The 13796-nt window shown below is 68.6% G+C and carries 13 protein-coding genes; 10 read left to right on the plus strand and 3 right to left on the minus strand.

Annotated elements, in window-relative coordinates; genetic code table 11:
* Positions 1-184 precede the first annotated feature (184 nt).
* The 7 genes from ABZ434_RS20320 to ABZ434_RS20350 all read left to right on the plus strand — a co-directional run bounded on the left by ABZ434_RS20320 (position 185) and on the right by ABZ434_RS20350 (position 7142).
* Positions 185-655: a hypothetical protein gene (locus tag ABZ434_RS20320; RefSeq protein ID WP_359138451.1), complete on the plus strand. Its 471-nt coding sequence runs from the start codon at positions 185-187 to the stop codon at positions 653-655.
* Positions 656-1371: 716 nt separating this feature from the next.
* Positions 1372-2562 carry a PP2C family protein-serine/threonine phosphatase gene (locus ABZ434_RS20325; RefSeq protein WP_359138454.1) on the plus strand — a complete coding sequence of 397 codons (1191 nt, stop codon included), beginning with the start codon at positions 1372-1374 and terminating at the stop codon, positions 2560-2562.
* 274 nt (positions 2563-2836) lie between these two features.
* Positions 2837-4390, plus strand: a complete 1554-nt coding sequence (locus tag ABZ434_RS20330; protein ID WP_359138595.1) for a PP2C family protein-serine/threonine phosphatase — start codon at positions 2837-2839, stop codon at positions 4388-4390.
* Positions 4387-5496 carry a cobalamin-dependent protein gene (locus ABZ434_RS20335; RefSeq protein WP_359138457.1) on the plus strand — a complete coding sequence of 370 codons (1110 nt, stop codon included), beginning with the start codon at positions 4387-4389 and terminating at the stop codon, positions 5494-5496. The genes ABZ434_RS20330 and ABZ434_RS20335 overlap by 4 nt, the downstream gene beginning before the upstream one ends.
* Complete coding sequence (locus ABZ434_RS20340) at positions 5493-5903, plus strand: STAS domain-containing protein (RefSeq protein WP_359138460.1); 411 nt, start codon at positions 5493-5495, stop codon at positions 5901-5903. The genes ABZ434_RS20335 and ABZ434_RS20340 overlap by 4 nt, the downstream gene beginning before the upstream one ends.
* A gap of 50 nt (positions 5904-5953) precedes the next feature.
* Complete coding sequence (locus ABZ434_RS20345) at positions 5954-6460, plus strand: MarR family transcriptional regulator (protein ID WP_359138463.1); 507 nt, start codon at positions 5954-5956, stop codon at positions 6458-6460.
* A gap of 145 nt (positions 6461-6605) precedes the next feature.
* Positions 6606-7142: a YcxB family protein gene (locus ABZ434_RS20350; protein ID WP_359138466.1), complete on the plus strand. Its 537-nt coding sequence runs from the start codon at positions 6606-6608 to the stop codon at positions 7140-7142.
* 250 nt (positions 7143-7392) lie between these two features.
* Here ABZ434_RS20350 and ABZ434_RS20355 read toward each other — a convergent pair whose 3' ends face one another.
* The gene (locus ABZ434_RS20355) at positions 7393-8877 is read right to left on the minus strand and encodes a VCBS repeat-containing protein (protein ID WP_359138469.1); all 1485 of its coding nucleotides are present in this window, start codon (positions 8875-8877) and stop codon (positions 7393-7395) included.
* Positions 8878-8910: 33 nt separating this feature from the next.
* Positions 8911-9189 (minus strand): hypothetical protein, encoded by a 279-nt coding sequence (locus tag ABZ434_RS20360; RefSeq protein WP_359138472.1) that lies wholly within the window; start codon positions 9187-9189, stop codon positions 8911-8913.
* A gap of 272 nt (positions 9190-9461) precedes the next feature.
* On the opposite strand from ABZ434_RS20360, the gene ABZ434_RS20365 reads away from it, so the two are divergent.
* The gene (locus ABZ434_RS20365) at positions 9462-9656 is read left to right on the plus strand and encodes an Imm53 family immunity protein (protein WP_359138475.1); all 195 of its coding nucleotides are present in this window, start codon (positions 9462-9464) and stop codon (positions 9654-9656) included.
* 1074 nt (positions 9657-10730) lie between these two features.
* Positions 10731-11039: a hypothetical protein gene (locus ABZ434_RS20370; protein WP_359138478.1), complete on the plus strand. Its 309-nt coding sequence runs from the start codon at positions 10731-10733 to the stop codon at positions 11037-11039.
* A 659-nt stretch (positions 11040-11698) separates the two neighbouring features.
* Here ABZ434_RS20370 and ABZ434_RS20375 read toward each other — a convergent pair.
* The gene (locus tag ABZ434_RS20375; RefSeq protein ID WP_359138481.1) at positions 11699-12373 is read right to left on the minus strand and encodes a hypothetical protein; all 675 of its coding nucleotides are present in this window, start codon (positions 12371-12373) and stop codon (positions 11699-11701) included.
* Between the two features lie 442 nt (positions 12374-12815).
* Between ABZ434_RS20375 and ABZ434_RS20380 the strand changes: the two genes are divergently transcribed.
* Positions 12816-13697: an endonuclease/exonuclease/phosphatase family protein gene (locus ABZ434_RS20380; RefSeq protein ID WP_359138598.1), complete on the plus strand. Its 882-nt coding sequence runs from the start codon at positions 12816-12818 to the stop codon at positions 13695-13697.
* Positions 13698-13796 lie beyond the last annotated feature (99 nt).

The raw sequence follows: 13796 nt of genomic DNA on the forward strand, positions 1-13796 counted from the left end.
ACAGGGTCCTCCGGTCCTGAATTTGCTGCCGCCCTGAGGGGAACTGATGCGTCTTCGCTGCCTTGCCCTTGTTGCTGCCGCACTCCTGGCAAGCGGATGCGGGGATGGCGATCCTGTGCCCGGGGAGCCCGGTCCCAGCGCGGCGCCGGCGGCCCCGCAGACGAGGGTGCCGGGCCTGCAGACCATGACGCTGCCGCCCCCCACCTGCGAAAAGCTCGCGGGTGGAACCAGAGCGACGGTCCATCTGATCGGTCCGGAGGGGACCGTGCAGCAGGCTGTCAGCGGCAAGGGGGCCACAGCCCGCGACTACGCTCTGTTCGACACCGCGCAGGTCGAGTACGAAGGCTGCGCCATCGCCAGTGTGCAATTGTCCGTCCGGCGGGGCTACGGGATGCCTGCCGCGCTCCCCACCGATGAGAAGGCCTGCGCTGCCGCAGCCCGTAGCGGGCAGTCCGGCGATACGGCGGGGCTCGTGCACTTGCGGGTGGCGGAAGTGATCGGGAAGACGTACTGCGTCATCACTGACGAGACCGACGACTCCGCCGGCGAGCAGGAGGTGAGGGTGTTCGCTGTCCACTTTGCGAAGAAGATCGAGCAGCCGGCAGGGCCTCCGGCGCTGGAAGTCCAGTACACCACCTACGACGCTCGCCCATGACAGCCGCGGTCGGGTGAAGCCGCGCGCTGCGGCGGGGGCGGATGGCGTGCGTCTGTGCCCGGATGCTCCTGGCCGAGCGTTGATTCTCGCCGTGCACACACCGGCACACCCACGCCCTCTCCTCGTGACTGTCGGTGACGCCGCCCCGTCTGTTCGCTCGGCCCGCCACCCCGGCGCGGCTTCCGCGTCCCTCTTCAGCTCGGACCTCCTCGCACGGGCACGGCATCTGCGCCGTCCTCGGGGCCGGCGAAAGGGGGGTGTGGCCGGCGGGATGCGGCAACAGAGGGTGTTGGCAGGCGTGGCGAGGCCCATGACGTTCTCGGCCCTTTCCTGGTCCTCGGCAGCTGATGCGCCCGTGCCGATGTGCTGATCTCTTGAGGGATGCCGTCGTCTGCCGACACGTGATTTTCCTGACAGAGGCAGCGGTCCGGATCGCCACGCCGTGGCGGCCTTTCAGCCGGGGAGGCAGTTTCTCGTGGCGGACCTGTGGACGGAGACCGCTGATGACCGCCCCTCATGCGGCTGATCTCCACCTTGTACGTGAGGGCGCGCGGGTCCTGCGCGGGCGCCGGCGTCGGGCTGGTGACGCAAGGGGTCGGCAGGGTGTGGGGCCTCGCGCATGTGACACTCCAGACTGGGCTTTCCTGCCCTTTGGGCAGGTCGATGCCGACAGTCGCTTTTATGGAGATTTGCTAAAGAAAGTGAGTCTGGTTCCAGTGGACAGACGCAGCGCGGTCGAGCGCTCTCTGCGCGAGGCCGCGCCTCATGAGGTCTTCGATGTGATCCGCTCCGCGATCGTGCGACGCCATCATGCCCTGGCGGTGGATCTGTTGTTGGCCGACTACGCCATGACGAGGTTGCAGCCCGTCGGGGTGCTGCCGCACACCCGGCCACCGGTGTCGGTGCACGACAGCGCTCCGGGCCGTGCGTTCGGCGCCCAGGAGCCGCTCTGTGTGTACGACCGTTCGGCGTCGACGCTGACGGTGCACCTGCCGGTCAGTGTCCGGGGCGACCGGCTGGGCATCCTCAGCGTCAGCCTGCAGGCCGATGAAGGCGACGAGCCGCCGCCGGCCGTGCTGGAGGACTTGCAGCAGTGCGCCGGCGCGCTTGCGCACGAGGTGGTCGTCGCGGAGCGCGACACGGATCTCTTCCTGCAGGCGCGGCGGGCGGAGCGGCTGACGCTGGCCGCTGAGATGCAGTGGCAGTTGTTGCCCGGCCGCTCGTGCGCCCGGCCGGAGTACAGCCTGGGCGCCCAGCTGGAGCCCGCGTACGCCATCTTCGGTGACTGCTTCGACTGGTCGGCGTCGGCCGATGACCTGTTCGTGACCGTGAGCAACGGCATGGGTGAAGGCATAAATGCCGCGTTGCTGACGAACCTTGCGATCAACGCCTTGCGCAACGCCCGCCGCGCCGGGCTGAGCCTGAGCGATCAGGCATGCCTGGCGGATCAGGCGGTGTACGGCCAGCACAAGGGGAGCCAGCACCTCTCGACTCTGCTGTTCCGCTTTCACCTCCCGACCGGGCACGTGGAGATCGTCGATGCCGGTTCCCCGAAGGTCTGGCGCATGCGAAGGGGGGTGGTCGAGCCGATCGAGCTGGAGGCTCAGATGCCTCTGGGTATGTTCGAGGACTCCGTCTACGAGCCGCAGCACATGCAGGTCGAGCCCGGTGACCGCCTGCTCTTCATCAGCGACGGCGTCTACGACGCGCTGTCGCCGGGAGGTGAGAAGTACAGCCTTCGCGCACTGGCCGCCTCGATCAAGAGCACCAGCCTGGTGCCCGCCGCTCAGGTGCCGAGACTGCTGCTGCAGGAGCTGCTGGGGCACCGGGGTGCCGGCCCGGCGGCCGATGACGCCCTGGTGATGTGTCTCGACTGGCACGGCCCCAGCGCCTCCCGTGATCGCTGAGCCCACATGCGCGGGGAATGTGGCCTTTCCGTGGAGATCCGGCGGTCGGCGCAAGGAAAGTCTGGACGAGGAGGGGTGTGGGTTGCCAAGCAGTGGCCGCAGGAGTGATGGTTGCCTTTAGGCAATCGTCTAGTTGATGAGGTGAGGGGTCCGCCCAGCGGACCCTCGACATTTGGTTTCCACTCACGCGCAAACCGTCTCGGACACGGGGCCGGACCTCTCCTGGGGCCGGGCCCCGTATCCGGTACTGATCGCCGACGTACAAGGCGCAGTGGTGCGGCACAGTGATGCCGCAGCTCTCCTCCTGCCCGGCGCCGCGCCGGGGACACTCCTGGCAGACGTGGCGCCGGCCTGGCTGTGTGCCGCGCACGCCACGCTGATCTCCCCCGGACCACACGCCGCCCGGGACTCCGGGAAGCCACCGCGCGGGAAGATCCGCGGACGGCTTTTCGAGGCGCGCCCCAGCGTGCGGAGGGACGGCTCGGTGGCGTGGTGGCTGGTGGATGACACCGACAACCAGCTGGTCCGCGAAGCCCTGCACATGGAGCAGGAGCGGACCGCGTTCCTCGCGAAGGCGTCCAGCGCCCTGCTCTCCTCCCTCAACCTGGGACGCTGCATGGAGGTGACCGCGCAGATGGCTGCCGAGAGTCTCGCGGATGCGGCACTGGCTGTCGCACCGGCTCATGGGCACCGGCTGCCGGTGGTGACCTGCCTGCGCGGCAGTACTCCAGCCCGGTCCAACGTGACGATGGACCCCGACGACGTGCCAGGCCTGGGCGAGGCACTGCGCGGGTTCCCGCCGGTGCCCTCGCGGTGGATCGACCCGTCCACCGCCCCCGAGTGGATGGTCCCCGAGGCGTTCGGGCCGGTCGGCTCGATAGTGATCACCCCGCTGCCCGGGCAGGGCGTGCCGGCCGGAGCGCTCATCCTGCTGCGCAAGGCGGAGACCGCTGCTTTCAGCGGCGAGGAGGAAGTCTTCGCGCGGTTGTTCGCTGCCCGTGCCGGGGCGGCGATGGCGGCCGCCCGCCTGTACGCGGAGCAGACCGCGATCACCGACGCGCTGATGCGTGAGCTCATGCCGCCTGTCCTGCACCAGATCTCCGGGGTGGACTTCGCCGGCCGCTACCGGCCCTCCGCGGACCACGAGCGCGTCGGGGGCGACTTCTACGACGTGCACCCCGCGGCCGTCGAGGGCGAAGCCTCGCTGGTCTCCCTCGGGGACGTGTGCGGCAAAGGCCTGGAAGCCGCCGTGCTGACGGGCAAGATCCGCAACACGCTGCACGCCCTGCTGCCCCTGGCCGACGATCACCAGCGGATGCTCAGCCTGCTGAACACCGCACTGCTCAGCTCCCACCACACCCGCTTCGCCACCATGGTCCTGGCTTCCGCCGTACGACGCGGGAACATGGTGGACCTCAGGCTCACCAGCGGCGGCCATCCCAGCCCGCTGATCATCCGTACGGACGGCACCATCGAGGAAGCCGACACCCACGGCACCCTGATCGGAGCCATCCCAAACATCTTCGCCACCACTGCCGCCGTCTCCCTCGCCCCCGGCGAGTCCTGCGTCCTCTACACCGACGGGATCACCGAGGCCAAGGGCGGACCGATGGGCGGCGACATGTTCGGGGAGGAACGCCTCCAGCGCGCTCTGTCCAGGTGCGCGGGCATGCCCGCGGAGGGGATCGTCGAACACGTGCAGATGCTGGCCGCCCAGTGGCTGGGCAATCGTCCCCACGACGACATGGCCGTCGTCGTGATCTCCGCCCCCCGCACCCACCACCTCAGCGCGGTGAACGGCCATACCCGGGGCAGGTACACCGCATGAGCACCACAACCAGCACCAGCAGCTCGTCCAGCTCCGCCCACACCGGGCACGTGAAGCAGCTGGTCGAGCAGTTGTGGCAAGCAGTTTCGGCCGTGGACGAGTACAGGGCGACCGACCTCGTGCTGCGCATGCTCGACGAGGGGGCCGATCCGGAGAGCGTCCTGCTCGATGTGATCGCCGTTGTGCAGGGCCGCGTCGGTGAGGAGTGGGCCGCCAACCGGATCAGCGTCGCGCAGGAGCACGCGGCGACCGCCATCAACGAACGTGCCGTCGCCACGGTGAGCATGCATCCCGCCGCCCGCACCACCACCGCCGGCCGGGGCCGGATCACGGTGGCCTGCGTGGACGGCGAATGGCACGCCCTGCCGGCCCGGCTCCTGGCAGAGGTCCTGAAGCTGCGCGGCTGGCAGGTCGACTACCTGGGCGCCCAGGTACCCACCCCGCACCTCATCGCCCACCTCCACAACACCCGGGCAGACGCGGTCGCGCTCTCCAGCTCCATCGCCACCAGGCTGCCGACCGCGCACGCGGCGATCACCGCCTGCCAGGCCGTCGGCGTCCCCGTGCTCGTCGGCGGCGCCGCCTTCGGACCCGAGGGCCGGTACGCGAAACTCCTGGGCGCCGACGCCTGGGCACCTGACGCCCGCGCCGCCGCCGCACACCTCAGCCGAAGGCCGCTGCCGCGACCGCAACCCGACCATCAGCAGTTCGACGACCTGCCGCACCTGGCCGACCAGGAATACACCATGGTCGCCCGCAACAGCGCCACACTCGTGCGCACCGTCTTCACCGCACTGGAAGACGCCTTCCCCGCCATGCGCTCCTACAGTGATCTCCAGCGTGACCGCACTGCGGAAGACCTCGCGCACATCGTGGAGTTCCTCACCACCGCCCTCTACCTTGATGACGAGGAACTCTTCACCTGGTTCCTCGCCTGGACCGCGCAGATCCTTACGGCCCGAGGTGTCCCCGCCTACAGCCTGCCTCCCGCACTTGACCTCCTGGCCCGTGAACTCAAGGACTTCCCCCGGGCCGGCCGTATCCTCCGAGCCGCCACGTGCACCCTCACCACCGCCCACTCCACCGCCGCCGGGAACACCGTATGACCACACGCCTGTACCGCCACCTGCAGCTGACCACGGTCGACACCCAGGACAGCATCCGCATAGAGATCCACGGAGACCTCGACCACACCGGCGCCGACCTCCTCATCGAAGAGGTCACCGCCCAACTCGCGGGCCGGACCGCCCTGGCGGACCTGCATCTGCAGTGCGCGGACCTCGGCGCGGTCGACTCCATGGGCCTGTCGGCCCTGCTGATGATCGGCCGCCGCACCACCGCGGCAGGCGTGCGTCTGCACCTGGACGACAGACCTGCGAAGCTGGACCGGCTCCTGGATCTCACGGGGACCCGCACCTACCTCACCGTTCCCCCGGCCAACGGTGCTTCGGAGACGATGACCCAGGACAGCGCCATGCCGGCCCGCCCCACCGGGCCGGACGGCAACACCTGACCCACGGCCCGGCCATCCATCCGGCAGCGCACCCACCGACGGGGAAGAACGTGACCGCACCAGACGTCGTACCCAGCCAGACGTGGCACGAGGCGACCCGGTCCGCCAGCACCATCACCGAACTCCTCGACGTGATGTGGGAACACGCCAGACACTCCACCAACGACACCACCGCCCCCAGCTCCACATCCCAGCTACGGCTGATGTACGTCGTCGACCGCGAAGACGGCATCCGGATGCGTACGGTGTGCCAACGCCTTGCCTCAGCCCCGCCGACCGTGACCCGTATGTGTGACCGCCTCCAGGCCATCGGCTTCCTTGAACGCCTGCCCTGCCCCGGCAACCGCCGCGAGGTCGTCCTGCGACTCACCCCCGCCGGCAAGGAACACCTGCAACGCATCCGTGAACAGCGCGACGCCATGCTCCACCAGGCCATCAACAGCATGCCCCCCACCGCACGCCACGCCTTGGCCACCGGACTCGCAGCGCTCCAGACACAGCTGGACGCTGCCCACGGCGGGGGACACCCCGCACGCGACAGCCACTCCGTGGCCTGAACGGCGGGGGTACTCACCGCTGCGGGCCCACGGGCGCTTGTCAGCCTGCCCGGTACCTGCCCGGAGGGGTGACCAGGCGTCGTCGCCATGTGCGAGTGACAGCTGAGGCCAACAGACCGGGCATACAACTGTAGGCTCCCCGCCCGTGGACGACATGCAACGGGCAACCATCACCTTCAGCGGAACTCTGACACGGGAGGAGTTCGACGAGGGCCTCGCGGCGACCGGGTGGTTCAGGCGCCTGCGGTGGCTCTTCGGCGTTGCCGCGGCCCTCATGGTGACGCTGAGCTTGAGGCTCGCCGTTCACGGCGGCCCGATCAACGCCGGCCTGCTGATACTCGCGCTGATCTACGGAGTGCTCGGCCTGTTCCTGAGCTCACTGCTTGCCGGTCGCATGTTCCGTGCCGACCAGGCCGCAGGGGAGAAGCAGGCCGTCATCGACGATGCCGGCTTCGTCGTCTCCCGCGGCTCGGAGGAACTCGTGCGGGGGCCGTGGGAGGCCATGTACCGCTTCGAAGAGACGGAGCGGGTCTACATCGTGACCGGACGCCTCGGCTGGAAGGCCGTCCTGTTGATCGTGCCCAAGCGGCTGCTCACAGGCACCGACGAGACCCAGTTGCCGGTCGTTCTGCTCAATGCTCCGTTCCGCCGCTCAAAGGGCCGACAGGCACAGGGCCTCTAGCGTTTCTCGAGGGCTGCGCATCCGCATGCGGATGCCAATGCCGCCCCAGCTGAGGCGGACAGGGGCGTGTAGCAGGCAGGGCGACCGTTGTCGTGGCCGACGCTGCCTGCTTCTACCGCTCTCCTGGGCGGGCTCGCACGCCCCTTCGACCCCGACTTGCTGCGAGGAACGACGAACGCGACGCCTTCCTCACCAGCTGTTCGTCGAGGGGTGAGCCAGTGCTGTGATCGTCCGCCAGGTCGGAACAGAGTCACTGCAGCCAGGTGTACGTGTTCCAGCCGCTGTTGCCGATCTTCGCCGCTGCCTTGTACGTAGCCCCCGCGCGCCCGGTGGCGCTGTAGCGGTAGAGCTCTCCAGCGGTGTTGACGCCGACGAGATCCGCCTTGCCGTCACCGTCCAGGTCACCGGGGGCTGCGAGCTTCGTGTACGTGTTCCAGCCTTGGCCGATCGCCGCCTTGGCCGTGAAGGGGGCGGAAGCGGTGCCGGTGCCCTGGTAGAGGTACAGGGTGCCGCTGCTGTCGCGGGCGACGACATCGGCGTATCCGTCGCCGGAGACGTCGCCGGCGCCGACGAGCTGGTTGAACTGACCCCAGCCGCCGCCCACGTTCACCCGGGCCTTGAAGGTGCCGTCACCCTCGCCGGGGTACAGCCACAGCACCCCGGCGCTGTCGCGGGCAAGCAGGTCGCTGCGTCCGTCGCCGCTCAGGTCGCCGGGGCCGAGAACCAGGTTGTAGTCGCCGAACCCGGTGGCCAGCGCGTTGGCGCCGCCGGCCACGGTGTCGTCGTAGAGGGTTCCGTTGTACACCTCCATCACTACCGGATCGCCTGAGTCGCCGAGGGAGACGGAGTTGACGATCTTGGCGCCCTTCAACCCGCTTCCGATCAAGCTGCGGTCGGACACGGTGCCGTCGTCGTTCGAGAAGTAGACGTACAGATCGCCGGTGGACGTCAGCCCCAGGAGATTTGCCTTGCCCCAGGCCGGGTTGCCGCCCATGCCCGCCACCAGGTGGTGATCGAGCCAGTAGCCGGGGGGCAGGGCCGTGCCCGTGGTGGCCTGGCGGGCGGTGAGCTGGGTGAGGCCGGACCCCTCGGGGTCACCCTCGTAGTAGTACGCGCCACCGAGGGCCGTGGTCCGGCCGAGGAGGCCGCCGTGTGCGCCCGGGTGGGCGCCGGGGAAGCCAATGATCTGGTTGTAGGCGTTCCAGCCCGTGCCGATCTGGACCCGCTTGGCCACCGGCGTGGCGGCGTTGCCGTCGAGCGCGTAGTACCAGAGCTTGCCGTCGAGGTCGCGGGCGACGAGCGAGCCGTGGCCCGTGCCGGTGATGTCGCCGGCACCGGTCATCTGGTCGTAGATCTGGAAGCCCGTGCCGACCTTGACGCGGGCGGTGAAGGGATCGGTGGGGTTGCCGGTGCCCCGGTAGAAGTACAGGTCACCGGTGTGCGTACGGGCGAGCAGGTCGCCCAGGCCGTCGCCGGTGACGTCGCCCACGGCGACGACCTTGTTGTACGTCTGCCAGCCGCGGCCGCTCCAGAGCGGACTGCCTTCCGGGAACGACTCGTTGCCCCAGAGCGACAGCTGGCCCGAGGCCGTGAGGGACAGCACCTCGGGGCCGGAGAGGGAAGTGCTCTCCTCGCCGGGGGTGAGGACATCGAGGTACTCGGTGGAGCCGCCCTTGCCCGACGGGGTATCGAAGCCGCTGAACCACTCCAAGATCGCCCCGGTCGAGTCCCGCATGAGGACATCGGCGTTGCCGTCGCCGTCGACGTCTTAGAGCGGTGCGTCGGAGCCCGCCGCCGCGGCGGCCCTCGCGGCGCCGGAGAGCTTCCCGTCGGCGGGCTCCCCGGTGGAGTGCGGTGGCGTGGGCACCGAGGGTTGCTCGGGCTCGAGCTGCTGGATGGAGAGGTTGCGGTGAGGCGCGCCGCTGTCGGCCTGTGCTACGACGGCAGGGCCGAGGACGAACGCGCTCGTCGACAGAGCGGTGAGGGTGCAGACCGTCAGCAGACGGGTGCGACGGTGCGTGTGCGTGCTGTTCAAGGTGAAAGACATGACGACCCCCCATGGGTGCGACTGCCGCGATGGGACGCGGCGACCGGGTGCCGAGCCGACGGCGGCAACGGGACCGGTTGCCTGTTTGTACAGGTGCACCGAGCTGGATCGGCTCGAAGCGCGCAGGTCCGACCGGTCCGAGTCGCTCGTACGTCCGATTCGAACGCCGCGAGTCTAACTGCCGTCCCTATGAACGGAATCGCGGGGCACACCAGGTGCGAGGGGCGGATACTGGTCGACGTCGCTCAGCACCGAGAGGTGAACCTTGTGCCGTGACCGGGTTCTTCGGTCCACGCTCGGCTGGCCTGACATCTGCATCCATGTCCGGAGCCGAGCACGTCGTCGACTGGTTGCAGCACTGGTATGCCTCACACGGCGATGGCGGCTGGGAGCACGAGTGGGGCGTGACGATCGGCACGCTCGACAACCCGGGCTGGACTGTCATGATCAGCCTTGAGGAGACATAGGTCGGCGTGAAGCAGAGCCGCCCTTGTTCCGGGCTGCCCACCTGCGGATTCGGCCCGGACCGTGTAGTTCCCTTCTCGGCGGTCCGGAACGCGCGCTCTCGCACCGGCGTACAGCGCTTCCGGCGGTCCGGTGCCTAGGCAGCTGCCTTGAGGGGGCCGCGCTCGCGGAGAAGCGCGGAGAAGCGCGGCGAAGCCGGGGCCCTGCCGCAGGGCGCTCCGGGGCGGGCCCGCTCAGCGAAACGCAGCTCGTGAGGCTGGAAGAGAATCGGGACGCTGCCCGCTGGTCCATGGCGACTTCACGATTCGTCTTCCCGCCCTCGAGGCGGGCGGCAGCCTGCAACCGGATCTGCTCCCGCGCCGTCTTCTCCGCGTGGGTCAGCCCCGCCCCGCGCGCATCTCACTCTCCAGGAGTTACCGGAGCCGGCAGGCGCCGCTGTCAAGAGATCCGGGCCGACCTTACCCACTCAAATTGAGTAGCTGTCTGACCTGCAATGTTTTCTGGAGCCGGCCTGGTTGCGCGGTTTCACGGGTTCTTGTCGACAGAGGACGGTACCGGCCTCTGGTGGCGCAGTGTTTCGAGTGCGGATTTTATCCGGTATTCGAGTGAGGGCACGGGCTGTATGCGGATCGATAGGAATTAGACGGCGACGGGTGGGTATGCGGCCTGCGTACCCACCCGTATGCACCAGAGGAAGGAAGCGTCATGACCGAAGGAATAGAGCACCGGGAATCCCAGCGGTTCTGTAAGGCGTGCGGAACACCTGCTGGGGACGGAAAGCTGTGCGATCACTGTGGTGCTGCTCTGGGGCTGCCCGATGCGGCGGGTTTGACGGAGGACGAGGCAGCAGTGGCACGGCGCGTATTCGAGGACAGGGACCAGTAGGAGCAGGTGTGGGGCAGGGCGCTGCCTGGGAGCTGGTGGCTGGGCGCGTCCGTTGCATTTGCCCGGCACCCCGCCACCACCGCCGCTCTGCTGGGCCGCTGACAGGACTACGAGGCGCATGGGCAGGGCACACGGAGCAACGTATGCCTTGTGCGGGACTGCACAAGCGCCGCGCGATAACAGGAGCCACAATGACCACCTTTGTTATCACCGTTCCCGGCACGTTCGTCACCGGTATCAGTGACGGCACACGAGCCGCCCTCGAGGGTGCACTTGCTTCACAGCACACAGACGTGAGCGAGAGTGAGGGTCTGAACCTGCTCTCAGTCAACGAAGACGGCACCTTCTCCGTCCGTCTCGAAGTCGAAGCCCCGGATCGCTATGAGGCCGAACTGAATGCCAGCAGGCTTCTTGCCACAGCCTTGAAAGAAGCGGACATCGAAGAGGCCGACGCCCCACTCGGCCCGCCGGCTGTGACCGGCATCGACAGCGATGTCTGAGTCCCACTCTCCTCAGGGCTGTCCCGTAATTCCTGGCGGGTGCACGACGACAGCCACGGCACCTCGTCGCGTTGCCGAAACACCCGAATACGTGTCCAGTATCCGGGCGGCTCTCCGCCTTGTGATGCACCGCATCTGACGCCGCGCGCTGATCGACCAGGAATTGCGGGACAGTCCTTGGCCACCCCGACGGCCTCTTGCTGCTCGGGCCGCGATGGTCGGCCAGGGCCACCGTGCCGCCGCCGCGGGTGTGCGGAGCTTCGGGTGGTCCAGCCCAGCGTCTGCTTGATCATCCGGAAGTGGGCTCCAGATCGAACCGACGCAAGACCGCCCACTGGCGAGTTCGGCGTCCTCAACCGACAGCCCGGTGGATCAGGTCCACAGCCATGCGGGGAGTGGGGCGAGGCAGCCCGGCCGGCGGGGTGACTTCAACTCGGCTCAACGCACCCTCCATGACCGAGAGTTAGCCCCTGTGGCCGATCCGAATCGCATCGTGCTCGCCGACCTGGTCCGACCGACGATCCTCACGTCAGATAGGCCCGACGGCCAGCACGAGTACGACCCCACGCGACTCCCGTGACCTGCACGTCAGGCTCAGCACCAGCTCAGGAGGGCCCGGGGCTCCACCGGCCTGGCGGGACTCCGTGCGAGAGCGAGACTCACTCCGCCTCACGCACCTCCCCGTACCAGCGCCACTTCTCCAGCCGCTCCCGTCCCGCGAGCCCTCCCCGCCCGGTTGCCCACAGCAGCGTCGGCCACGGCTCCTTGCCGCGCTCCACATGCGGGAAGAGCCGTCCCAGGGCCGGCGCGCACAGATCGTCGGGAGCGGTGAACTCCAAGCCGAGACCGGATGCGATGTCGTACGTGTGGACGAGGGTCTCGACGATGCCCATCGCTGCGAAACCGGCCGGGTCCGAGGTACCCGAGGCGTGGTGGGCCCGGGCCGACGGGGGAGTCGTACGAGTCAGGGAGACCTGCATCGCACCGCACCCCTCCAGGGCCGTCAGCAGCCCGGACGGGCCCGACGCCCGATCGACCTGGAGCATGTTGACCGGCCCATCGGGCCGCTGGCGGTGCATCTCAAGGGGAACATAGGTGCCGGGCGGCAGCCCGGGTGTCCCGATCTGCATGCCGTAGAAGAACAGGTCGTCCGCCAGGTGCTCGGCCGTCTCCCAGCACGTCCACTCCAGCGATCCAGCCTTCGCGTCCCACACCTCCGCCCCTGCGGACGCCGGCCGCAGCGTGGCGAGCGCGAGCGTCACCGCGCGGGCCAGGGCGTCGGCCCAGGCGTCGTTGGTGCGAAGGGCCCACCGATCATGATCTTCGAATGTCATTCGGGCACGCTAACGTGCCCCCGATTGCCGCACCACAGTTCGAGAGTGGCCGCTGCCGCTCGCGACAGGAGCGCTCGATCAGCCGACGGGCGAGAGACTGCGCCGCGCGGACGGCGGGCACCGGTGCGCGGTGGGTGCGTCGCGTGCACGGTGGCCGGCGTGGCTTCAGGCGGTCGAAGCGCATGCCACGCCGGTGTCGGCATGCGCCGCGGATGGACGTGGTCCGCCGCACACGGAGGTCTCGTTCCCTTGAGAGCAGACACCGACACGGATGTCTCCCGCACGACCATGACGCGCTGCCGGGATCGTGGAAACCCGTGATCGTCGGCACACGGCGAAGCAGCTTCTGGGCGAGGCACTTGATGTGTTGCATACAACCCGTCACATAACCTCGTGCGGGGAGAAATCACTCGATGGTGTTCTCCACTTCGAGGAGGCGAAGGTGACCGGAACCGGCGCGCGGTGGCTCGCGGGCACGCTGATCGTGGCTTGTGTGCTGCTCGCCGGTCCCAGCGCATCGAACGGCGGCGACATCGCCAAGCCGCTGCCGGCCGACGCCCCCAAGGAGGTCGTGGCCAACCGCGTCATGACGTGGAACATCTGCAACCCCTGCAAGGGGAGCGGCCAGAACGTCGGCCGGGCGGCGGAGATTGCCACGTACGCGCCTCAGGTCGTCGGTCTGCAAGAAGCGTGTGTGGGTGATGTCGAGAGGATCCGAGACCATCTGCAGTATCTGTACGGGCTGGTCTACCACGTCGAGTACGGATCGGTTCTGCAGAGTTGGAGCCGCTGCGGGGGAGCGCCATGGAGCCCGGGGGGCTTCGGCCAGGCAATCCTCTCGGCCGCACCGATGACCGACCGTGTGAACGTGGAGTACCCCGAGGGCGGTTCCGAGGACCGCGGGTACATGGCTGTCACCACCCTCGTGGACGGCCGGCCCGTCCGGGTCTTCAACACACACCTGGCCCAGCGGAGGCAGGAATCAGTCCGCGCGAAACAGGCCGGCGTACTGGCGAAGGCGGTCGCCGGGCATGACCGCACGATCGTTCTCGGTGACTTCAACGCGGTGCCGGACGCCGCCGAACTCAACGAAATGTGGCGCGTGGCCGCGGACGCGGACCCTGAGTGCGGCACCTCGGCAACCAATATGTGCAAGCCGACCACCGATTGGCGCAGCAAGTTCGACTACATCTTCCTGCGCGGCTTCGCCCCGCTGAAGCACGGTGTGCATCTCTCTCCGTACTCGGACCACGATGTGGTGCAGGCCGATCTGAGACCGCGTTCGGCTCTGTCCGCAGGACAGCCGACCGGTGATACGCCTTGATTCGTGACCGCTCGCTTGAGGAGCTTGCACGCGCCCGCTGGGCAGCCAGTCTGCCGACGACCCAGCCTTGTCCAAGTCGGGGACGAGCACGCTCATGAG

The organism is Streptomyces sp. NPDC005761, assembly GCF_040630635.1.
GTDB lineage: Bacteria > Actinomycetota > Actinomycetes > Streptomycetales > Streptomycetaceae > Streptomyces.